We start from the raw sequence: 21,764 nt of genomic DNA, 5'->3' as shown, positions 1-21,764 counted from the left end.
GTCCGGCTCCCCGCCCCCACGGAGAGTGGAGGGCATGAAGGTCCTCTGGCTGTTCGCCCACCCCGACCAGCGTTCCCTGAGCGGCGCCCTCAAGGACGAGGGCCTCCGCGCCCTCGACGCCCAGGGCCACCAGCACCGCGTCTCCGACCTCTACGCCATGAAGTGGAACCCGGTGGTCGACGCCGCCGACTACGGCCACGACCCGGCCGGCCGCCTGCTCATCGGCGCGGCCTCCGAACGCGCCTATACGGACGGCCACTTGGCCCCCGAGATCCGCGCCGAACAGGACAAGCTCGACTGGGCCGACACCTTGATCGTCCAGTTCCCCCTCTGGTGGTACGGCATGCCGGCCATCCTCAAGGGCTGGTTCGACCGCGTCTTCGTCAAGGGCTTCGCCTTCGGCCTCACCGACCCGGCCACCGGCCGCCCCCAGCGCTACGGCGACGGCAGACTCACCGGCAAACGGGCCATGGTCATCACCACCGCCGGCGCCCGCGCCGCCACCCTCGGCCCGCGCGGCGTCAACGGGGACCTCAACGACCTCCTCTTCCCCCTCCAGCACGGCACCCTCTGGTACACGGGGATGTCCGTCGTCCCGCCCCTTCTGATCCCCGGCGCGGACCGCACCACCCCGACCGCCTACGCGACCGCCGCCAGCCGCCTGCGCGAGCGCCTGCGCACACTTCCCACCACCGAGCCGCTCCCGTTCCGCCACCAGAACAGCAGCGACTACGACGACGAGCTCCTGCTCCACCCCGACCTGGCCCGGCTGCCCCCGCCCCGCACGGGCCCGGCCGTCCACTACACGGCCCCGCCGCCACCGGTCCACGGATGAACCACACGCACAAAAGCCGCAGGCCCGGTGGAAATGAATCCACCGGGCCTGCGGCGTCAGTAGCGGGGACAGGATTTGAACCTGCGACCTCTGGGTTATGAGCCCAGCGAGCTACCGAGCTGCTCCACCCCGCGTCGGTGAAATGAACACTACGCGACTCCCCCGCCAATACCTAATCGCTTTCCGACCACCACCCCGCCCACACCCAACTACCGCCAGGCGCACCCCCGTTGAAGCTCCCTATGAAAAACTCCCCTCATGGCACCCACCCACCACCCCACAGACCCCGACCGCCCCGCACGCCCCACCCACCTGATCGCGGTCGTCGGCAACAGCCCCGGGGTCGGCAAATCCACCCTCTGCCGCGCCCTGGCCGACTGGCTGAGGAGCACCGGCGCCACCGTCGACCACTTCGAAGAGGCCGACATCCTCACCCGTCCCGCCTTCCGCGCCGTGGCCGAAGAATTCGCCGACGGCGCCCACAGCGTCCGCCCCGAGACCCTGGTGGCCGCCACCCGCGCCTACGTCACCGAGTCCCGCGCCGCCGGCACCGACGTCCTGGTCACCGACGCCCTCCTCCCATTCATCCCGTCCCTGATGGCCTGGGGCCATGACGAGCCCGCCATCACCGGCGTCCTACGGGAGTTGGCCACCGCCGTCGATCCGGCCCGGGTGACCGTCGTCTACCTCCACGACGACCCCGCAACCGCACTCCGTCGCGCCGTCGACCGCGAGGGCGCCGCCTGGGAGACCTGGTACATCGCCAAGCTCGCCGCCTCCCCCGGCACCCGCTCCGTCCACGACCTCCCCTCAGCCGCCGCCCACCTCCACCACGAAGCCACCCTGACCCGCCGCCTACTGGCCACCACCCCCTGGAACGTCCTCCCCGTGGACCTCACCGACCGCGACGCCCACCAGACGGCCGAGCACGTCCGCCGTCACCTGGCCGCGCTCTTGGACGTCACCGCTTGAGGACGTACGCACGGCGTATGGCCGACGCAGCCCTGCCGCCGCACGCCCACGCCCCGCAGCCATCGCCGGACACGCGCGATCGGACGACAGCCGAGAGACCCGCCACGTCCCGGGGGCGGCGCCCGGCCGGACGACAGCCAACCCTCCCCCCACGCTCCAGCGGGCAAAGCGCAGTCCGCCCCGCCCCTCAGCCCCGCTGAATCCCCTCCGTATCGAGCAACAACCCCCGGCGACCGTCCGAGCACTGCGCGAGGAGCGCCGGCCCCCGCTGCTCGACGGCGAGGTACCAGGTGCCCGGCACCAGCTCCCCCGCCGGCTCCAGCGAACCGTCCTCGCTCAGCACCTCGCGGGCAGCCGGGACCGCGAACCAGAACGGCTGGAAACCCGGCTCCGGTTCGGAGACCACGGCACCGGCCATGCGTTCGGCCTTGCGCAGGGTCTGCCGGGCATGGCTCTCCGCCACGTCACTGCCCCCGCGCTGGATGCCGTCCGTATCGCGCAGCAGCCCCCTGCGACCGTCCTCGGTCCGCGCGACGAGCGCCCCGTCACTCTGCCCGACGGCGAGGTACCAGGTGCCCGGCACCAACTCCCCCACCGGCTCCGGCGAACCGTCCTCGCTCAACATCTCGCGAGCCACCGGGACGGCGAACCAGAACGGCTCGAAACCCGGATCCTCAGCCGCCCCGCAGTCCACGTAAATCCCACGCTGGATGCCGTCCGCGTCGAGCAGCAGCCCCCTGCGACCGTCCTGGGTCTGCACGACGAGCGCCTTGCCCCGCTGCTCGACGGCGAGGTACCAGGTGCCCGGCACCAACTCCCCCGCCGGCTCCAGCGAACCGTCCTGTCCCATGAGCGGACGGGTGGCCGGCACGGCGAACCAGAACGGCTGGACACCCCGGTCCGGGGAGGCGGCCAGCGCGTGCGCCAGCCGCTGCGCGGTCTCCAGCGTCTGAAGGGCGCGGCGCTCCGCCTCCTGCCGCAGCGCCTCGGTCTCCAGACGTAACAGCTCCGCGCGCCGCTCCATCTCCGCCAGCCGCTGCTCGGCTTCACTCTGCCGGTCGGCCAGGCTCGCCGGGTCGGGCACGCCCGCGTACGGCGCGGCCCCGTCCGATACGGCCCCCTCCGATACGGCCCGGTTGCGCGCGATCGCGATACGGCCACCGGTATTGCGATTGCGCTGCTGGGGCACCGGCCGGGACCTGGCCGCCAGCCTCCCTCGAAGATGCCGGTAGAGGGTGTCCATGTCGAGCGGATCGGGCCGGCCCGGAATGCCCTCGTTCAGCGTCGCGATCAGCTCACCGGTGAACGCCGTGTACGTCTCCCCGGGCGGCGACAGCGCGGGCCGGGTCTCCGCGGAGGCCGTCAGCAGGCAGGTCCCCTCGACCACGGCCTGGTCCGCGATGTGCGCACTGGCACTCATCCGCCCCAGCAGCGCACGCCCGCTGTAACAGCAGTCGAGGATCACCACGGTCCGCTGGGCACCGGCCTGCGGATCCAGCACCGCCCTGCGCAGCCACTCATACCGCAGCGAGGTGTGCTCACGACCGGGGTCCGAATCGGCCATGGCGAGGTAGAGCTCGTCGGTGTACAGGTCCGTGAGACCGTGCCCGGCGTAGTAGACGAGCAGCGTGTCCCGGGCCTTGCGGGCCCGATCCCGCACCGTATCCAGCACCTGGCCGATACTGAGGGGTTGCGAGAGCACCGTGCACGACTCGGCCGGCAGCCCCCACACCGCGGGATCGGTCAGCGCGTCCCGCAGCCCCGCCAGATTCCGGGCGACCGCGGGCAGCTTCTCCAGGTAGACGTAGTCATGAACGCCCACCAGTACGGCCTCCGAGCGGGCCGGGTCCGACAAGACCGCCACGGCTACTCGCTGTCTCCGTCCGTCGCCACCGGAGCGGGCGCACCGCTCTCGTTCCAGACCCGCAGAATCTGCTCGACCGCCTCGGGAGAGCTGTCGTGCAGCGTCACCACCACACCGTCCCGCTCGAGCCGGACCTGCGGCGGCCGCGGCCGCGAGCCCCGCCAGGTGGCCACAGCGGTGATCAGGCTGCCCAGAGCAATGCTGTTGGCGACCACGACATTGACGAGGTCCAGCCCCCCGCCCATATGCCCCGGCTCCGACGGCTCCGCCCCAAGCGAAACCCTCACCTGCCCCCGCAACTCAGGCTCGGCCACCAGCCACCGGTACAAGGACACCGGCCCCTCGACATCCTCCGCCCCACCCCCGAACGACAGCGTGACCTCCACCCGACCGGCCCCTTCCATCGCCACCACTCCCACGCCCCACCATAGAAGCGCACCGTCTGCCCTGACGGGGTTTTCCCTGCTCTTCCCCGCCGGGGCCGGCGGCGGGATGGTGGCATGCACAGGCGTACGCCAACGGATGGAGCGACCACCGCTTCACAAGTTCACCCGGCCCGACTGTCGTGGCCCCGCGCCGTAACGCACCGGCATCGCCACGAGTCGCTCAGGCCCTCTGCGGTTCACCGCCGTTGATGTCAGCCGGAGACGATCGACAACACCTCAGAAACGCCGAACACACCGAGCAAGCCAACGAGCGCGACACCAACCAGGGCCAGAACGCACATCACCGCAATGCCCACCATGACCCACGAACGCCCAACCGCCGCGTGATACTCACCGTCGTCGTCCCATGCGGCTCTCGACTCACCGGAGGTCCGCTCCTCGCCTCCCACCGGCCGGCGGCGGAAGACCAGGGAAGCTGCGCTCAGCCCCCCGCCGGCTGTCCGAAGCGATGGGCGGCGCCGACTGGCCCGGTTGCTGTACTTCGCGGCTGTACGGCACGACAAAGCCCCCGCCCGGATTACCCGGCGGGGGCTTTGATCTGCTGTGCGCTCGGCAGGATTCGAACCTGCAACCTTCTGATCCGTAGTCAGATGCTCTATCCGTTAAGCTACGAGCGCTTGGCTTTCCGGCGGTTTTTCTTGCCGGTCGGCGTTGCGGGAACAACATTACATGACCTGCGGCGTGAGGCGAAATCCATTGCCCGTAGCGCCTCTGACCTGCGGAAACGCCCTTGTGGCGGGGGTTGCGGAGTTACTCGGGCCAGGGGGAGCCCTCGATGATCCGGACGAAGTTCGGGCGGGTGTAGTGGTCTTCGCAGCGGTCTGGGGCATCGGCCTTCGTATTGCCGAAGGTGGACTGGGGACGGTGGGCCGGGTCGGCGTGGAAGGCGTGGAGGATTCGGCGCCTGAAGTCGGGGCGGAGGCGGGGACGGGCGGAGACGATGGCCTCGCAGGTTTCCGCAGGGAGGGTTTCGAATGTGACGCGGGCCACTTCGGATGTCTGGGGGTTCCGGGGTTGCGTGCAGGGCGATGGCCTCCCAGACGTGGTGGGGGCCGGCAGCCCACCCGCGACGCCGGTCACCGAGAACCCCGGCTGCCCGGCAGGCCGCCGCCAGGCCCCGCACTATCCCGGCCCCCGCACCACCGGGCCACCCAGTCGTCCGACCGGCGCCGCCCCAGCGACCGACGAGGCAGCCAGGAGCGAGGCAGCCGGGGAACCCCGTAGGGGAGATCCGGTCGCGTGCCCGCCCCGTCTCGCCAGTAGCCACCACGCAGCCAGGCCCGGCCGACCAGCTCTAACCCGGCCGGCTGATCTCGGCCTGCGCCCAGAGGCGCCCCAAAACGCGTTCAGGCCCCGATCTTGGGAGATCGGGGCCTGAACGAAGAGGAGCGGAGGCGGAGGGATTTGAACCCTCGATGGGGGGTAAGCCCCAAACCGCATTAGCAGTGCGGCGCCATAGACCGGACTAGGCGACGCCTCCACACACCCCACGCGCGCATGCACGCTGTGGTGTGTCCAGATGATGGCACAGCTCCAAGGGCTGTCACCAATCGCCCCCTACGGTACTAGGCGCGCGGGCCACCCGGCAAAGACGTTTTTGCAGCGCAACGTCGGGGGCGGCAGCGCGTTAGAGGTGTCGGGGCCGCGACGACGCGCGTTGTCGTGCGCCCCCGGCGTGTACGTACCGCGTACCGCCCCGCACTCGCCTCTGGAGCCTGTGATGCCGTACCGCCGGACGTCGTCCCTCTTCGCCGCGGCCACCACTGCCGCCACCGCCACCACCACGGCCGTGCTCTCCGCCGCCGTGTCCGTCGTCTCCGCCGCCACCGCGCTGGCCCTGGCGGCGCCCGCCGCGTCGGCCGCCCCGATCCCGCTGCCCCACTACCGGACCGTGGACGGCATCACCGGCGCCGGCCACCACGCCCCGGCCGGGAGACAGGGCGGCCTGCCGGGCGGTGCCGATCACCACGCCGTTGACGGGGATCAGCGCCGCCCGGCAGGCCACCCCGCCTCGGCCGACCGCCGCAGCCCGGCCGGCCACCACATCTCGGCCGGGGGCCGGCACCGCCCGTCCGATCACGGCCTCCCCGTCGATCGCCTCATCCCGGCCGACCGCCCCACCCCCACCGGCCACCGGGCGCCCGGCGACAAGGACACCCCCGCCCTCAACCCAGCCGCCCCCTCCGCCCCCGCCCCCGCCTCCGTGGACCACCTCACCGTCACCGTCCGTGGGTCCGGTTCGGCGCGGACCGATGGGACGTTCGAGCTGTATTGCCACCCCGCGCGCGGCAACCACCCCCATGCCAAGAAGGCCTGCACGAAGCTGGACGGGATGACGCGGTGGGGGCGGGATCCGTTCGCGCCGGTGCCGCAGGGGGCGAACTGCACGATGATTTACGGCGGCCCGGCCACCGCGCATATCACCGGGACCTGGGCGGGGCGGCCCGTCAACGCGGATTTCCGGCGCACCAATGGGTGTGAGATCAGCCGCTGGAGCAGCTTCGAACCCCTGCTCCCGTCGACCAGTTCATGACCCGGTTCATGCCCTAGTAGCGGGCCAGGTCAGGACGATGCGGCAGATGTCGGGCGTGCGGCGAGTCGCACACGGCCGTGGCATTACCTCCTCGTCATCCGCCTCCGCGTCCCGGGCAAGTGCCCGTAGACTCCATCCCAGCGATCCGCCACGGTGGGTCGGCAAGGTGCGGTAACAGGGAGGAAGCGTCGTCGTGAGCAGCAGGCCATCCCGAGGCGCTGCTCGCCTCGCAGCCATACTCGACGCCCTCCCCGACGCGCTGTTGCTCGTCAACTGCAACGGCACCGTCGTCAACGCCAACACCATCGCGCTGGAGACCTTCGAGGCACCGGGCACGGCCCTGGTGGGGCGCGGGCTGCTCGATCTGCTGCCGTCCTTCGACTCCAAGCGCATCCCGGGGTCCATGCGGCGCATGGACGAGGAGGAGGAGCGGACCCGGACGAAGCCGACGCGGATGGTCGCGCGGCGGACGGACGGGACCGAGCTGCTGGTCGAGGTGACCAGCGCCAATCTTGAGGACGGCCGGACGCCGTACGAGTCCGCCTTCGAGGCCGCGTACGCCGATCACCGGAACGGCTATACGGGCAATGAGCTGCTGATGCTCGTCGTCCGTGATCTGACCGGGACGCTGGACACCGAGACCGAGCTGGCCCGTCAGCAGCGGCAGACCGAGATGATTCTGCGGGCCGCGGCCGAGGGCGTGGTCGGGGTCGACGCCGACGGCAAGGTCGTGCTCGTCAATCCGTCCGCGGCGCAGATCCTCGGGTACCGGGCGAGTGAGCTGGGCGGCAAGGAGCTGCATCCGCTCATCCATCACTCGCGGGCGGACGGTTCGGCGCTGCCGTGGGAGGACACCCCGCTGGCCGACACGCTCAAGTCGGGGCGCAAGCACCGGGTGCGCGGGCAGGCGCTGTGGGCGAAGGACGGCCGGGCGGTGTCCGTCGATCTGACGACGGCGCCGGTGCGGGACGGCGATCAGCTCGTCGGCGCGGTGATGACCTTCACCGACCGCCGGGCGTTCGACTCGCTGGCGGCCCGGCACACCCAGCTGCTGGCGGTGCTCGACCAGGCGCTGCGCGGGCCGCTGGAGGAGCTGAAGGGCGAGCTGGGCACGCTCGCGTCCGACCCGGCGGGCCAGCTGTGGCCCGAGGCGAACCAGATCCTGCACCACCTCGCGGCGGGCCATGCCCGGATGACGACGCTGGTGGACAACGTCCTGAGCTATCAGCGGCTGGACTCCGGCAAGGAGAAGCTCAACCGCACAAAGGTTTCGCTGGACGGTGTGGTCGCGGCCGGTGTGGAGGGCGCGATCGAGCTGATCGGTCCGGGCCGGGCGCAGTTCGCGGTGCATGCGCCGCCGATAGAGGCGACGGTCGACGCGGAGCGGATCGCACAGGCGCTGTCGCATCTGATCGCGGATGTCGCGGGGGTCGATTCGACGGGCCGGATGCCGGCCGGTGAGGCCGCCCTGGGCGGGCGGCCGGGGCCCGTCCCGGGCGATTCGACGATCGTGGTGGCGGCGGCCAAGCGCGGTGATGTCGTACGGATCGAGGTGCGCGGCCCGTTCGGTGGCGGCGACCCGGTCCATGAGCCGATCGTCCGCGGCATCGTGCGGCAGCACGGCGGGCTGATGCAGACGCACGAGGTGCCCGGTGGCGGGCCCGGTGCGGGCGGCAGCGCGTATGTGCTGGAGCTGCCGGTGGCGGGGGACGGCGCGTCCCCGGACAGCACGTCCCCGGACGGTGGGACGGCCGGGGCGGACGTGCCGACCGGCAACGAGACGACGGTGATGCCGGTACCGGCGGCCCGTGCGCGCGGCACCCAGGGCAACGCGGCGGACGCGGGCGCGGCCGGCGGCGGCCAGGGGCCGGACGACGAAGGACACGAGGGCGGCGAGGGGCCGTCCGGGGGTGACGGCGGGCCGGGCGGTTCCGGCGGGTCCGGTGCGCCGCTCGGTGGCGGTGGTGCCGGGACCGGCCTGGCGGTGCCGGAGCAGACGGGCGGGGCGCAGCCGACCGGTCGCCGGCGGGCGCGGCACTCGGGTGCGGAGCAGGGCGCGCATCCGGGCGGCCAGGAAGCCGGGGTGCCGCAGACCGGTGTGCCGCAGACCGGTGTGCCGCACGGTGTCGTCGCCGATGGTGCGCAGGGTGCGACCGGCCCGGGCTCGGTGGACGGCGGCCCGGGGGCTCGTCCCGGGCAGGGTGACGCGGCGCAGGGTGCCCAGGGTGGCCCTGTCACGGACGGCCGGGGGCTGCCGCCCGGTATGGCGGGGGCCGAGACCGTACCGCCGACGGGACGGCGCCGGGCCCGGCAGGGCGCGACGGAGGGCGGCGGACTGCCCGCGCTTCCCCCCGGGGCCGGCCCGGCTCCGGAGCAGCCGCACGGGCCCGCGGCGGGACCGCAGGGGCGGACACCGCAGGGCCAGGGACCGGCAGTCGGTCCGCAGGGGCCCGCGGCGCCGTCGGCCAACGGGGCGCCGGTGCCGGCCTCCGCGTCGGCACCCAGGCGGACCGGCCCGCAGATTCCAGGTCAGAGCCCGGCTCCGGGGCAGTCTCCGGCGCCGGGCCGGCCGCATGTTCCGGGGCAGGCCACGGGCCCCGGCCAGACACCGCCCCCGGGTCCCCAGGGGCTCGCGCCCGTCCAGGCGGGTGGCCGACGGGCGCGCCGGGCGCTGGCCGAGGCGCCCGAGCGGACCGCCCCGGGTGAGCGGACCGGGGCAGCCGCGGCCTCCGGGGCGCAGCAGCAGACGGGCGCGCGTACCGCCTTCGCGCTGCCGCCCGCCGCCGCGGACCGGACCCCGGAGTCGTCGGTGCCGGCGCTGCCCGCGACCGCCGACCAGGTGCCCGCGCAGTCGGCCGGTCCGCAGGAGGCCGCCGGTACGGGACGCCGCAGGGCGCGTCGGCCGGTGGCCGGCGGGCCGGAGACGGCGGTGCCCGGCGGTCCGGAGGCGTCGGTGCCGGGCGGCCCGAACGCCGCGCTGCCCGGCGGCCCGCACGCGTCCGTGCCCGGCGCTCAGCAGGGCCACGAGCCCGAAGGGGCCGTCAGCTCCGGTGCGCCGCAAGGCGAGTGGGACGGCGAGCCGACCGGCAGACGGCGGGCCCGGCGGGCCGCGGCCGAGGAGCGTGCGGCGGCCGCGATGGCCGACGCCGAGTCGTCCGGCACCTTTGTCGCGGGCCCGGAGGGGCTCGTGGCGCAGCCCACCGAGGCGGCCGAGGCGACGGGTACGGCCGGTGGCACGGCGCCCGGGATCGCGCCCGCGCCGGAGGCCGGTCCGGCCCAGGCGCCCGCCGCGCCGCAGCCGTCCCCCGCTCCCGTCGCGCCTCAGGACCCGCAGAGCCCGCAGGCCCCGCAGGCCCCCACCGGCCGTCGGCGGGGCCGTCCCAGCCCTGCCGAGGAGGCCGCGGGCCCGCCGCCCGTGCCGCCGCAGGGCACGCCCGCCGCGGCGGCGCACCGGCAGCCGCTGCCGCCGGCCGCCGAGGACGACGGGCATGCCGCCGGGCACTCCCAGGGGCGGGCGTTCAGCGTGCGGACGCTCGGTCAGGGGGTGCCGTTCGCCCAGCAGATCGCCGACCAGCAGCGCCCGCCGGTGCCGCCCGGCAGCACCCCGCCGGGCGGTACGTCCGCCGGTTCGGGCCGCCGCCGTAAGCTCGCCGCGCCGCAGGAGGACCGGCGGGCGGCGGGCGCCGAGCCCACGCCGGCCGAGGCGCCCGCGCACCCCGGTGCCCCGCAGCCCGAGCCGCAGGCCCCGGCCCGGCCGCAGGCCCCGCCGCAGCCTCAGCCGCAGCCGCAGCCGCATCTGATGGATGCCAGTGAGGGCCGGGCCTTTGCGATCTCCGCGCCCGATGAGGGCAGCGAGGGCCCCGAGCCGCTGGACGGCCCGAACGGCGCCATAGAGGTGGTGGACCGTCAGCCGATGCCGATGGACGACGAGCTGCCGCCGGAGCCGCTGGACAATCCGCGCCGGCTGCTGGTCTGGCCGGCGCCGGATGTCGCCACCCAGCAGGCGCTGAGCGACCGCGGCTACCGCCCGGTGATCGTCAACTCCCGCGAGGAGGTGGACGCCCAGATCGCCGCGTATCCGGCGGCGCTCTTCGTCGACCCGCTGACGGGGCCGATCACCCGTACCGCGCTGCAGTCGCTGCGTCAGGCGGCGGGCGCGGCCGAGGTCCCCGTCCTGGTGACCGCGGGTCTGGGGCAGGCCACCCGGGAGGCCGCGTACGGTGCCGACCCGGCCGTGCTGCTCAAGGCGCTGGCCCCGCGCGACAGTGACGTGCACCCGCCGCGGGTGCTGCTGATCGAGCAGAACGACGACATCGCGGGCGCCCTGACCGCGTCGCTGGAGCGGCGCGGGATGCAGGTCGCCCGGGCCGGCGGGGATGCCGACGCGGTCACTCTCGCGTCGCAGATGCGGCCGAATCTGGTCGTGATGGATCTGATGCAGGTGCGGCGCCGCCGGGCCGGCATCGTCGACTGGCTGCGCGCCAACGGGCTGCTGGACCACACGCCGCTGGTCGTCTACACCTCCGCCGACATGGACCCGGCGCAGCTGCCCCGGCTGGCGGCCGGCGAGACGGTGCTCTTCCTGGCGGAGCGCTCCACGAGCGCCGAGGTGCAGGGCCGGATCGTCGACCTGCTCGCCAAGATCGGCACGAACTGACCCGTGGTGGGGCCCGGACGCCCGGGCCCCACCGCAGGATGTCCTACGCCAGCAGCGTCACGTCCAGCTCGCCCTCCGCGTACTGCTTGCGCAGCACCTTCTTGTCGAACTTGCCCACGCTGGTCTTGGGCACCGCCGGGATCACCGCCCACCGCTCCGGCAGCTGCCAGCGCGCGATCCGCTCGCCGAGGAACGCTTTCAGCTCCTCGTAGCCGATGGTCGCGCCGTCGTTGAGCACCACCGTCGCCAGCGGCCGCTCACCCCACTTGTCGTCCGGGACGGCGACCACCGCGGCCTCGACGACATGCGGGTGCGCCATCAGGTGGTTCTCCAGCTCGACCGAAGAGATCCATTCGCCGCCGGACTTGATGACGTCCTTGGCGCGGTCGGTCAGCGTGAGGTAGCCGTTCGGGGTGATGGTGCCGACATCGCCGGTGCGCAGCCAGCCGTCGGGGCTGAACTTGTCCTCGGGGCGCAGCGGGTCGCCCTGCGCGCCGCCGTAGTAGGCGCCCGCGATCCACGGCCCGCGGATCTCCAGTTCGCCCGCGGCCCGGCCGTCCCAGGGCAGCTGCTCGCCGTCGGGGCCGATCAGCCGGGCCTCGACGGAGGCGGGGAAGCGGCCCTGGGTGGCGCGGTAGGTCCACTCCTCGTCGCCGCTGACGCCGGCCGGCGGGTGGGCGACGCTGCCGAGCGGGGAGGTCTCGGTCATGCCCCAGGCGTGTACGACGCGGATGCCGTGCCGCTCCTCGAAGCCGCGCATCAGGGCCGGCGGGCAGGCGGAGCCGCCGATGACGACCGTCCGCAGACAGGCCACATCCCGCTTCGTGGCGTCCAGTTCGGCGAGCAGGCCCTGCCAGATGGTGGGGACGGCGGCGCCGATGGTGGGCCGGACGGTCTCGATCATCTCGGCGAGCGGCGCGGGCTGGAGAAAGCGGTCCGGCATCAGCAGCGAGGCGCCGGCCATGAACGCGGCGTGCGGCAGGCCCCAGGCGTTGACGTGGAACATCGGCACGACCGGCAGGGTGATGTCGCGGGAGCTGAGCGCGAACGCCTCGGCGGTGTTGACCTGCATCGAGTGCAGGTAGAGCGAACGGTGGCTGTAGAGGACGCCCTTGGGGTCGCCGGTGGTGCCGGAGGTGTAGCAGAGCGCCGCGGCCGCCCGCTCGTCGATCTCCGGCCAGGCGTAGCTCTCCGGGCGGTCGGCGATCAGCTCTTCGTAGTCGTGCACCCGGGCCTGCGCACCGTCGAGGACCGACCGGTCGCCGGGGCCCGCGACGACGATGTGACGGAGCTTCGGCAGCTGCGGGAGCAGCGGGGCGAGCAGCGGGAGCAGGGTGCCGTTGACGAGCACGACCCGGTCCTCGGCGTGGTTGATGATCCACACCAGCTGTTCGGCGGGCAGCCGCAGATTGAGGGTGTGCAGCACCGCCCCCATGGAGGGGATCGCGAGATAGGCCTCCATGTGTTCCGCGTTGTTCCACATCAGCGTGCCGACCCGTTCCTCGCCGGCCACCGACAGCTCGTCGCGCAGCGCATGGGCGAGCCGGGCGGCCCGGCGGCCGATCCCGGCGAAGCTGCGCCGGTGCGGGTCCCCCTCGGTCCAGGTGATGACCTGCGATTCACCGTGAACCGTCGACCCGTGGGTCAGGATTCGCGAGACGGTGAGCGGTACGTCCTGCATCGTGCTGAGCACCGGGTGCCTCCGCTGTATACGGGCGGGTAATGGTGCTGAGATTGTCGATGCATACCGCTTGGTATGTCACGCCCCCAGGGGTGTGTTCTTGCCCGCTCATGGAGGCATATGGCCGGGAGCGGGGCGGGGCACGGGGCGGGCCGCCGCGGGCCGCGCCGCCCCGCCCGGCAGTTTTCCGGCGCCATCGCCCCACCCGGCCGCCCCGCCCCCGTTCCCCCAGGTCAAAGGGCGGGCGGCCGCCGTTCACCCGGAGGGATGGCCCTTACGGCACGTTGCTTGTGCGGCGTCCGGACGGAGCAGCACGCTGACGAGCGTCCGGTTTTCCCGGTTTCCTCTTCTGACAGGAGCGTCTTATGCGCCCCCACCTCGGTCGTTGCCTCGTCGTTGCCGCCCTGAGCGGTGCCGGTGTCCTGGCCTGCGGCACCGCTCAGGCGGCGCCCTCGGCCGCCCCGGCCCCGCGGGCCTCCGTCGACGGCCCCTCCCTCGGCCGCCCGCTGTTCGGCGGGCAGTTGGACAGCGTCGCCGGGCTGGGCGGCGGCGTGATCTCCGGTGGCGGGCGGCCGGTGGCCACCCAGGCGGGCGGCGGGCGGTGAGGCCGCGGCGCTGACCGCCGGCCACCGGCGGGCCGGCCGGCCGCTCACGGGCGCCGATCGGCCACCGGGGTCACCGCTTGGAGGACCAGCACCGACAGATCGTCCTCGACCGGGCCGGTGCCGAAGTCGTGTGCGGCGCGCCGGACATGCTCGGCGAGGGCCTTGGCGCCCAGCCCGGTGCCGTCCCGCAGTACCTCGATCAGACCGTCGTTGTCGTCCAGCTGCCAGTTGCCGCACCGGCGTTCGGTGACCCCGTCGGTCACACACAGCAGCGTCTCGCCGGGGGCGAGGGCGAAGGAGCTGGCCTGGAATTCGGTGCCCTCGTCGATGCCGAGCAGCATCTGGGGGTCGGAGGCCGCCTCGACCCTGCCGTCCACGAACATGTGCAGCGGCGGCGGATGGCCGGCGGTGGCGACCGTACAGCGGGCCCCGGGGGTGCCCGGATCGACCTCCAGCTCGCCGTACAGCAGGCTCAGAAAGCGGGAGCTGGCCTGTTCGCCGCCGAGCTCCACGGCCTCCGCGCTCTCCTCGGCCATGGCCAGATTCAGTCTGTCGAGCACCGACTCGACGCCGTGCCCCTCGCGGGCCAGCAGCCGCACCAGGTGGCGGGCCAGGCCGGTGACGGACATCGCCTCCGGGTCCTTGCCCTGGACGTCGCCGAGCAGGAAGCACCAGCGCCGGTCGCCCATCGGGAAGACGTCGTAGAAGTCGCCGCCGACGGTCTGGCCCTCGCCGTGCGGCTCGTAGACGATCGCCGTGTCGACGCCGGGGATGCTGGCGAGCGTCGCGGGCAGCTGCCGCCGCTGGAGCGCCAGGCTGATCGTGGTCTGCCGGGTGTACTTCCGGGCGGTGAACACGGCCTGCGCGACCCGGCGCGCCACATCCTCGACCATCCGCACCACGGTGTCGGTCATCTGGAGGTGTCCCGCCCGGCCGAGCAGCAGCATGCCCTGGTCGGTGTCCCGGGCGACCAGCGGGAAGGCCAGCGCGGACCCGCCCGAGGAGGTCGCGCCGGCGCATTCCGGCCAGGGCCAGGGGGTCCCGGCGGTGCGGATGAGGTCGGCCGGCGGGTCCAGCTCCAGGTCGGCGCGGAGCGGCGCGATCCGCCGCTCATCGACATGCCAGACCCGGGAGAGCTGCATCGTGCCGCTGTCGGTGGTCAGCCAGATCGCGCACCAGTCGGCGAGCCGGGGCACCAGCAGCTGGGCGGCGAGCGCGGTGACCATGTCCTGGTCGAGCTGCCCGGCCAGCAGTTCGCTGGTCTCGGCGAGGAAGGACGGCCCGCCGCGGTCGGCCCACTCGGCGGCGTAGCCGTGCGGACGGCGGCGCTGGGCGGCGGGCTGGGCCGGAGGCGCGACGGCCCTCGTCTCGGGCCGGGGTACGGAGCCGATGGTGCCGGGCTCGCCCTCGGTGGCCTCCAGCCGGAACCACACGGTCTTCACCGACTTGCGGTAGGTCACGCCCCACGATTCCGCCAGCGCGCTCACCAGCTGGAGGCCGTATCCCGGCTCGCCGGTACGGGCGTCCACCCCGCCGCGTACACGCCGGGCCGGATGGCGGTCGGAGACCTCCATGACCAGACCCAGCTTGGCCCGGCGACGTTCCCCGTCGCCCTCGGCGGGGTCGTGGTGGTGCTCCAGCCGGCAGGTCACATCGATCTCGGTACCGGCGTACATCACGGCATTGGTGACCAGCTCGCTGGTGAGCAGGACGGCGTCGTGGATGAGCTCCGCGTTGATCGCTGCCGAGCCGGGCCCTGCGGTGGCGGGTGGTGCGGCGGCCCGTTCGGTGAGCAGCGCGCGCACGAATTTGCGTGCGCCGGCGGCCGCGAGCTGGTTCGCGGGCAGGCCTTTCCGGGACACGGATTCCGTCGTGTGCGGGGAGGACAGCGGTACCACTGCGCCCCCTGGATATGCCGGGAAAAAGTGATTACAAGCGCTTTATACTATGTCATACCTGCCCAAATGGATCACTCTGCCCGATGGGATTTCCCCGCTTCGATCACTGGGGGATGGTGTGCCATGGCGCTCGACCCCGCCCGGCCCGAGCCTCCCGAGCCCGCTCAGCCCGCCAAGCCCTCCGATCCGTCCGAGCCGCCGTCCGAGCAGTCCGGGCCCGCCGCGTATGTCCGGCCCGTATCGCCCGCCGCGCCCCCGTCCGACGGCCAGTGGGTACGCACGAGTGAGCTGCGGCCGCTGCTCGCCGCGATGAACGCGGTGCGCGACGGGGATTTCACCACGCGTGTGGAGAGCCCGCCGGCCGGCGGCTCCACGGACGGGGTGCTGGCCGACATGGCCGGCGTCTTCAACCAGATCGTCGCCCGCAACGCCCATCTCGCCTCCGAGCTCCAGCGCGTCCGCGGCGAGATCATCCGGCAGGGCCGGCTGGACGAGCGGATCTCCGCGAGCCCCGGCCAGGGGACCTGGACGACGAACATCGAGGCGGCCAACACCGTGCTGGAGGCGCTGGTGGTCCCGCTCGCCAAGGCCACCCGGGTGCTGGACGCGGTGGCCGACGGCGATCTGACCCAGCGGGTCGATCTGCACGACGGCAACCGCCAGCTCCGCGGCGATCTGCGCCGCCTGGGCAACGGCGTCAACCGGATGGTCGACCAGCTGTCGCTGTTCACCGGCGAGGTCACCCGGGTCGCCCGCGAGGTCGGCACCGAGGGCCGGCTGGGCGGCCGGGCCAAGGTCCAGGGGCTGTCCGGCGACTGGCTGCATGTGACCGAGGCGGTCAACACCATGGCGTCCCGGCTGACGGCGCAGGTCCGGGACATCGCCGTGGTCACCACCGCGGTGGCCACCGGCGACCTGACCCAGCAGGTGACGGTCGAGGCGACCGGTGAGCTGCTGGAGCTGAAGCTCACCGTCAACAAGATGGTGGACCAGCTGCGGGCCTTCGCCGACGAGGTCACCCGCGTCGCCCGCGAGGTCGGCACCGAAGGCCAGCTGGGCGGCCGGGCGCAGGTGCGCGGCGTCTCCGGCGTCTGGAAAGACCTCACCGACAACGTGAACTTCATGGCGTCCAACCTGACCTGGCAGGTCCGCAACATCGCCCAGGTGACCACGGCGGTGGCCAACGGCGACCTGAGCCAGAAGATCACCGTGGACGCCCGGGGCGAGATCCTGGAGCTGAAGTCGACGATCAACACCATGGTCGACCAGCTCTCCGCCTTCGCCGACGAGGTCACCCGCGTCGCCCGCGAGGTCGGCACCGAGGGCCGGCTCGGCGGCCGGGCCCAGGTGCGGGGCGTCTCCGGCGTCTGGAAGGACCTGACCGAGAGCGTCAACTTCATGGCGGACAACCTGACGTCCCAGGTCCGCAACATCGCCCTGGTCGCCACCGCCGTCGCGGAGGGCGACCTCGGCAAGACGATCACCGTCGAGGCCAAGGGCGAGATCCTGGAACTGAAGACGACGATCAACACCATGGTCGACCAGCTCTCCGCCTTCGCCGACGAGGTCACCCGCGTCGCCCGCGAGGTCGGCACGGAAGGCAACCTGGGCGGTCAGGCGCAGGTCAGAGGCGTCTCCGGGGTCTGGAAGGACCTCACCGAGAGCGTCAACTTCATGGCGCTCAACCTGACGTCCCAGGTCCGCAACATCGCCCAGGTGACCACGGCGGTGGCCAACGGCGACCTGTCCAAGAAGATCGATGTGGACGCCCGCGGCGAGGTCCTGGAGCTGAAGGACACCGTGAACACGATGGTCCAGCAGCTGCGGGCCTTCGCGGACGAGGTCACCCGCGTCGCCCGCGAGGTCGGCACCGAGGGCCGGCTCGGCGGCCGGGCCCAGGTCCATGGCGTCTCCGGCGTCTGGAAGAACCTCACCGACAACGTCAACTCCATGGCGGACAACCTGACCTCCCAGGTCCGCAACATCGCCCAGGTCGCCACCGCCGTCGCCAAGGGCGACCTGTCCAAGAAGATCGATGTGGACGCCCGCGGCGAGATCCTCGAACTGAAGACGACGATCAACACGATGGTCGACACCCTGTCCTCGTTCTCGTCCGAGGTCACCCGCGTCGCCCGCGAGGTCGGCAGCGAGGGCCAGCTCGGCGGCCAGGCCCGGGTCGAGGGCGTCTACGGCACCTGGAAGCGGCTGACCACCAGCGTCAATGAGCTGGCGCTGAATCTGACCACACAGGTCCGGGCGATCGCCGAGGTGGCCAGCGCGGTCACCCAGGGCGATATGTCCGGCTCGATCACCGTCGACGCCCAGGGCGAGGTCGCCGCCCTGAAGAACAACATCAACCTGATGGTCGCCAACCTCCGTGAGACCACCCGCGCCAAGGACTGGCTGGAGTCCAACCTGGCCCGTATCGCCAGCCTGATGCAGGGCCACCGCGACCTGGTCGAGGTCGCGGACCTGATCCTGCGCGAGCTGACCCCGCTGGTGAACGCGCAGTTCGGCGCGTTCTTCCTGGCCGAGGCGGGCGCCGAGCCGGGCGAGGGCCTGGAGCTGATCGCCGGTTACGGCACCGGCCAGCCCGAGGGCCGCCGTTCGCTGCCGCGGCTGCGGCTGGGCACCCCCGGCTGGGGCCTGATCACCCAGGCCGCCACGGAGAAGAAGCGCATCGTCGTCGAGGCCGTCCCGCCGGACTACATCACCATCAGCTCCGGACTCGGCGCCTCGGCCCCGGCCAGCATCGTCATCCTGCCCGTCCTCTTCGAGGACCAGGTGCTCGGCGTCATCGAGCTGGCCTCGTTCAGCCGGTTCAGCGAGGTCCACCTCGCCTTCATCGACCAGTTCGTGAACACCATCGGCGTCTCGATCAACACCATCATCGCCAACTCCCGTACGGAATCCCTCCTTTCGGAATCCCAGCGGCTGACCGCCGAACTCCGTCAGCGCTCCGACGAACTCCAGCTGACGAACGCCGAGTTGGAGGAGAAGGCGGCCCTGCTCGCGACCTCCTCGCAGTACAAGTCGGAATTCCTGGCGAATATGTCGCACGAACTGCGCACCCCGCTGAATTCCCTGCTGGTGCTCTCCCGGCTGCTCGCCGACAACCCCGACGGCCGGCTCTCCCCGCAGGAGGTGGAGTTCGCCGTCACCATTCACCGCGCGGGCTCCGACCTGCTCCAGCTCATCAACGACATCCTCGATCTGTCGAAGATCGAGGCCGGCCGGATGGACGTCCACCCCAAGACCCTGCCGCTGATCAAACTCCTCGACTACGTCCGCGCCACCTTCCGGCCGCTCACCGTCGACCGCGGTCTCACCTTCGATGTCACGGTCGGCGAGAACGTCCCCAAGGAACTGTTCTCCGACGAACAGCGCCTCCAGCAGATCCTGCGCAATCTGCTGTCCAACGCGGTGAAGTTCACCTCCTCCGGCGGCGTGGAACTCATCGTGCAGCGCGTTCCGGGCTCGGATTTCGAGGAGGAGTCCCTGCGGACCGCCGACGATGTCATCGCCCTCTCCGTCAAGGACACCGGCATCGGCATCTCGCCGGAGAAACTCGACGGCATCTTCGAGGCGTTCCAGCAGTCCGACGGCACCACCAACCGCAAATACGGCGGCACCGGGCTCGGCCTGTCCATCAGCCGCGATATGGCCGCACTGCTCGGCGGCCGGATCATCGCCGAGAGCGAGCCGGGCGTCGGCTCCACCTTCACCCTGTACGTGCCCGCCCGCTATACGGGCCCGTTCCCCGCCCCGAGCCCCACCGCCGCCACCCGCCCCGCGGACAGCACCGCCCAGTCCGGCCCCGTCCTGGCCGAACAGCTCACGGCCAAGCCCGAGCCGCAGCGGAGCGCGCCGACCGGTGACCTCTTCCCCACCCCGGCGGCGGACCAGGAGCTGACGTCCCCCACGGGAGGGCACTCCCCCGACGGTGCCGCCGTCACCTGGCCCGAAACCACCCGCCTCAAGGACTGGCTCAGCGGACGCGCCGGCCAGGTGCTGGCCCAGCGCCGGATCCTCATCGTCGACGACGACATCCGCAATGTCTTCGCGCTCACGCACGTATTGGGCCGGGTCGGTATCAGCGTGAAGTACGCGGAAAACGGCCGTGAGGGCCTGGAAGTCCTCGACCGGACACCGGATGTCTCGCTGATTCTGATGGACATCATGATGCCGGAAATGGATGGTTACGAGATGATCAAGGCGATCCGGCACGCGCCTCGATTCGCTGATCTGCCGGTGATCGCCCTCACCGCGAAGGCCATGCCCGGCGACCGGGAAAAGGCGATCGAGAGCGGGGCCAATGACTACATCCCCAAACCGGTCGATGTGGACCGGCTGCTGACCGTGATCTGCCGCCTTCTCGACCCGGAGCACGGTGAGCCGTCGCCGCACCCCGAGTCCGGTGACCCCGATATCCCCCATGCCGCCGAAAGCAGCGGCGGCATCGGCCAGGACGACCAGGGAATGACGGGGCAGGAATCATGACGACCACACCCGACACCTCATCCAGCATCCTCATCGTCGACGACATGGAGGAGAACCTCGTCGCGCTGGAGGCCGTTCTTGGCTCCCTCACCCAGAAAGTGGTCCGTGCGCGATCCGGCGAAGAGGCCCTCAAGGCCATGCTCCGCGAGGAATTCGCGGTGGTACTCATCGATGTGCTGATGCCGGGCATGAACGGTTTCGAGACCGCCGCCAATATCAAGGGCCTCGACCAGACCAAGGACGTCCCGATCATTCTCCTCACCGGTGCCTCGGTCGACCCGAATTACGCCTATCGCGGCTACACGGTCGGCGCCGCCGACTTCCTCATCAAGCCCTTCGACCCCTGGCTGCTGCGCACCAAGGTGAACGTCTTCCTGGACCTGCACCGCAAGAACCGTCAACTGGCCGCCCAGGCAGAGCAGTTGAAACGCCTGCTGACCTCGGACGAACAGCCCCGCGGCGAGGGCACACCCCCCGCCCCGCCGCCGGGCGCCGCGCACGCACCACTGCCCGCGACGACGGTGTCCGCCTCGGCCGCCCCTCACCCGCCGGTGGAAACCGAAGGCGCCCGGGAGGCCGAAGAAGCCGGGGAAACCGGAGAGGCTGGGGAAGCCGGGGAGGCCGTAGCGCCCGGAGAGGCCGGAACCCCCGGGGAGGCCACCGCGCGCCCTGTCACACCCCCCGCCGCACCCCCCGAAAGCCAGGAATTCCGGGCGCATTCCGAGCCTCCCCCGCCGCCCGTTTCCCCCGGGGCCGGCGACGCCTCCCGGCTGGCGGAGATCGCCGGTCAGCTCGCCGAGGTGGAACTCCTCCTGCGTGACGCCCAGGGCACCGACAAGGCACGCCTGGCCGACCGCATCGCGGAATTGGAACAGGCGGTGGGCAGGCTCCTGGTGAGCCGGGGCACCTGAATTCCCGTACCCCGCCCCGTACAGCCGTGCCGGCGGCGCCCGGTGGACACCGCCGACACAACCAGTTATTCCCTTTCGGCCCGCTGACGCGTGACGCCAAGAACGCTACGCTTCCGGACCTTCTTGGGCGCTCTCGCCCCGGATCCCCGGAACCTTGTTGACAGTAAAGGCGTACATTCCCCCGAGGACGAATATCGCCAGATACTGAGCCCAGGTGATGTCATCGAGCACACTGTTCACCGCGACGACCACACCGGCCCAGAGAAGAGTGAATACGATCTTGGCCATCAGAATTCCCTAAGCCGTCAGGAGAGCGACGCGAGGCAGCCGGTGGCTCCGGCGACCACGGTCTTCTTCGCGATGTCCGAGGCCGCGTCCTTGCTGACGTAGCGGCCGACGATCAGCGCACCGGCTCCGCCGATCGCCCCCTTGATCAGGCAGTTCTTCACCATCTTCTGCATCTTGGTGTGGTGCATGAGGTAGGCGCAGTCGTCCTTGCTCTTGGACATGGTGCACATCGAACGGGCTTCTTCGATGGGGTTCACCATGCTCGACTGAACCGCGGGCCGCGGGTCCGACTCGGCGTGGGCCACACCGGCGCCACTGGCGAGGACGATGCCTCCCACCATGACGGCCGACATCGCACCCGAGACAAGGCTCTTCATTGAATTTCCCCGATTCAACGTTCTTATGCGGCGCGGATATGGGTCAGATACCGCGCTCTCTTTGCCGCTCACAAACGTAGTTGCCGATATGCACTCGGGGAAACCCCATTGAGCCGATCTTGAGCTTGACGATTTTGTGAAACTCACCCGCGGCAATCGATGTTCGCGTTTCGGTCGACTGATACGCAATGTCCAAA

The 21,764-nt window shown here is 71.9% G+C and carries 13 protein-coding genes, 3 tRNA genes and 3 pseudogenes; 7 read left to right on the top strand and 12 right to left on the bottom strand.

From position 1 onward, the window contains the following. The first annotated feature begins 34 nt into the window (after nucleotides 1–34). Nucleotides 35–835, top strand: a complete 801-nt coding sequence (locus tag CP981_RS20555; protein ID WP_085924675.1) for an NAD(P)H-dependent oxidoreductase — start codon at nucleotides 35–37, stop codon at nucleotides 833–835. A 60-nt stretch (nucleotides 836–895) separates the two neighbouring features. On the opposite strand, the gene CP981_RS20550 is transcribed toward CP981_RS20555, so the two are convergent. After that, nucleotides 896–969: transfer RNA gene (locus CP981_RS20550), tRNA-Met, on the bottom strand. Nucleotides 970–1,093: 124 nt separating this feature from the next. Between CP981_RS20550 and CP981_RS20545 the strand changes: the two genes are divergently transcribed. Beyond that, nucleotides 1,094–1,807: a nucleoside/nucleotide kinase family protein gene (locus CP981_RS20545; RefSeq protein ID WP_208852960.1), complete on the top strand. Its 714-nt coding sequence runs from the start codon at nucleotides 1,094–1,096 to the stop codon at nucleotides 1,805–1,807. Nucleotides 1,808–2,279: 472 nt separating this feature from the next. On the opposite strand, the pseudogene CP981_RS38720 reads toward CP981_RS20545, so the two are convergent. The 7 genes and pseudogenes from CP981_RS38720 to CP981_RS20520 form a co-directional block, all read right to left on the bottom strand. Next, nucleotides 2,280–2,489, bottom strand: a pseudogene (locus CP981_RS38720) (hypothetical protein); the annotation flags it as partial. An 18-nt stretch (nucleotides 2,490–2,507) separates the two neighbouring features. Beyond that, nucleotides 2,508–2,696: pseudogene (locus tag CP981_RS38715) on the bottom strand (hypothetical protein); the annotation flags it as partial. Nucleotides 2,697–2,999: 303 nt separating this feature from the next. After that, nucleotides 3,000–3,671 (bottom strand): annotated as a pseudogene (locus tag CP981_RS38710) (caspase family protein); the annotation flags it as partial. Between the two features lie 2 nt (nucleotides 3,672–3,673). Next, nucleotides 3,674–4,075 (bottom strand): effector-associated constant component EACC1, encoded by a 402-nt coding sequence (locus CP981_RS20535; protein ID WP_107429528.1) that lies wholly within the window; start codon nucleotides 4,073–4,075, stop codon nucleotides 3,674–3,676. A 586-nt stretch (nucleotides 4,076–4,661) separates the two neighbouring features. After that, nucleotides 4,662–4,734 (bottom strand) — tRNA-Arg (locus CP981_RS20530). A gap of 133 nt (nucleotides 4,735–4,867) precedes the next feature. After that, a complete protein-coding gene (locus tag CP981_RS20525; RefSeq protein ID WP_085924672.1) occupies nucleotides 4,868–5,107 on the bottom strand; it encodes a hypothetical protein in 240 nt (79 codons plus the stop codon). Nucleotides 5,108–5,506: 399 nt separating this feature from the next. Next, nucleotides 5,507–5,597, bottom strand: a tRNA-Ser gene (locus CP981_RS20520). A 240-nt stretch (nucleotides 5,598–5,837) separates the two neighbouring features. Between CP981_RS20520 and CP981_RS38705 the strand changes: the two genes are divergently transcribed. Together CP981_RS38705 and CP981_RS20510 are read left to right on the top strand one after the other, a co-directional pair. Continuing rightward, nucleotides 5,838–6,650 carry an SSI family serine proteinase inhibitor gene (locus tag CP981_RS38705; RefSeq protein WP_244329718.1) on the top strand — a complete coding sequence of 271 codons (813 nt, stop codon included), beginning with the start codon at nucleotides 5,838–5,840 and terminating at the stop codon, nucleotides 6,648–6,650. 193 nt (nucleotides 6,651–6,843) lie between these two features. Continuing rightward, the gene (locus tag CP981_RS20510; protein ID WP_244329717.1) at nucleotides 6,844–11,307 is read left to right on the top strand and encodes a response regulator; all 4,464 of its coding nucleotides are present in this window, start codon (nucleotides 6,844–6,846) and stop codon (nucleotides 11,305–11,307) included. Nucleotides 11,308–11,350: 43 nt separating this feature from the next. Here the strand turns inward: CP981_RS20510 and CP981_RS20505 are convergent, their stop codons facing one another. Next, a complete protein-coding gene (locus CP981_RS20505; RefSeq protein ID WP_085924671.1) occupies nucleotides 11,351–13,000 on the bottom strand; it encodes a long-chain fatty acid--CoA ligase in 1,650 nt (549 codons plus the stop codon). Between the two features lie 353 nt (nucleotides 13,001–13,353). On the opposite strand from CP981_RS20505, the gene CP981_RS20500 reads away from it, so the two are divergent. Then, nucleotides 13,354–13,593 carry a hypothetical protein gene (locus CP981_RS20500; RefSeq protein WP_085924670.1) on the top strand — a complete coding sequence of 80 codons (240 nt, stop codon included), beginning with the start codon at nucleotides 13,354–13,356 and terminating at the stop codon, nucleotides 13,591–13,593. A 44-nt stretch (nucleotides 13,594–13,637) separates the two neighbouring features. Here the strand turns inward: CP981_RS20500 and CP981_RS20495 are convergent, their stop codons facing one another. After that, on the bottom strand, nucleotides 13,638–15,455 hold the full coding sequence (locus tag CP981_RS20495) for a SpoIIE family protein phosphatase (protein WP_244329716.1): 1,818 nt from the start codon (nucleotides 15,453–15,455) through the stop codon (nucleotides 13,638–13,640). 159 nt (nucleotides 15,456–15,614) lie between these two features. On the opposite strand from CP981_RS20495, the gene CP981_RS20490 reads away from it, so the two are divergent. Together CP981_RS20490 and CP981_RS39550 are read left to right on the top strand one after the other, a co-directional pair. Next, the gene (locus CP981_RS20490; protein ID WP_244329715.1) at nucleotides 15,615–19,991 is read left to right on the top strand and encodes a HAMP domain-containing protein; all 4,377 of its coding nucleotides are present in this window, start codon (nucleotides 15,615–15,617) and stop codon (nucleotides 19,989–19,991) included. Then, nucleotides 19,988–20,902 (top strand): response regulator, encoded by a 915-nt coding sequence (locus CP981_RS39550; protein ID WP_085924668.1) that lies wholly within the window; start codon nucleotides 19,988–19,990, stop codon nucleotides 20,900–20,902. The genes CP981_RS20490 and CP981_RS39550 overlap by 4 nt, the downstream gene beginning before the upstream one ends. A gap of 105 nt (nucleotides 20,903–21,007) precedes the next feature. Here CP981_RS39550 and CP981_RS20480 read toward each other — a convergent pair whose 3' ends face one another. Both CP981_RS20480 and CP981_RS20475 read right to left on the bottom strand, forming a co-directional pair. Further along, the gene (locus CP981_RS20480) at nucleotides 21,008–21,190 is read right to left on the bottom strand and encodes a hypothetical protein (RefSeq protein WP_085924667.1); all 183 of its coding nucleotides are present in this window, start codon (nucleotides 21,188–21,190) and stop codon (nucleotides 21,008–21,010) included. A 17-nt stretch (nucleotides 21,191–21,207) separates the two neighbouring features. Beyond that, nucleotides 21,208–21,567, bottom strand: a complete 360-nt coding sequence (locus CP981_RS20475) for a hypothetical protein (protein WP_143658870.1) — start codon at nucleotides 21,565–21,567, stop codon at nucleotides 21,208–21,210. Nucleotides 21,568–21,764 lie beyond the last annotated feature (197 nt).

Origin of the sequence: Streptomyces platensis, from assembly GCF_008704855.1 — a bacterium.
In the GTDB taxonomy this organism is placed as follows: domain Bacteria; phylum Actinomycetota; class Actinomycetes; order Streptomycetales; family Streptomycetaceae; genus Streptomyces; species Streptomyces platensis.
This window is presented reverse-complemented; position numbering and strand designations above follow the sequence as displayed.

Coding starts and splice junctions, on each gene's coding strand:
- CP981_RS38705 (WP_244329718.1), top strand. CDS start 5,838: ATGCCGTACCGCCGGACGTCGTCCCTCTTCGCCGCGGCCACCACTGCC.
- CP981_RS20555 (WP_085924675.1), top strand. CDS start 35: ATGAAGGTCCTCTGGCTGTTCGCCCACCCCGACCAGCGTTCCCTGAGC.
- CP981_RS20545 (WP_208852960.1), top strand. CDS start 1,094: ATGGCACCCACCCACCACCCCACAGACCCCGACCGCCCCGCACGCCCC.
- CP981_RS20535 (WP_107429528.1), bottom strand. CDS start 4,075: ATGGAAGGGGCCGGTCGGGTGGAGGTCACGCTGTCGTTCGGGGGTGGG.
- CP981_RS20500 (WP_085924670.1), top strand. CDS start 13,354: ATGCGCCCCCACCTCGGTCGTTGCCTCGTCGTTGCCGCCCTGAGCGGT.
- CP981_RS20475 (WP_143658870.1), bottom strand. CDS start 21,567: ATGAAGAGCCTTGTCTCGGGTGCGATGTCGGCCGTCATGGTGGGAGGC.
- CP981_RS20480 (WP_085924667.1), bottom strand. CDS start 21,190: ATGGCCAAGATCGTATTCACTCTTCTCTGGGCCGGTGTGGTCGTCGCG.
- CP981_RS39550 (WP_085924668.1), top strand. CDS start 19,988: ATGACGACCACACCCGACACCTCATCCAGCATCCTCATCGTCGACGAC.
- CP981_RS20490 (WP_244329715.1), top strand. CDS start 15,615: ATGGCGCTCGACCCCGCCCGGCCCGAGCCTCCCGAGCCCGCTCAGCCC.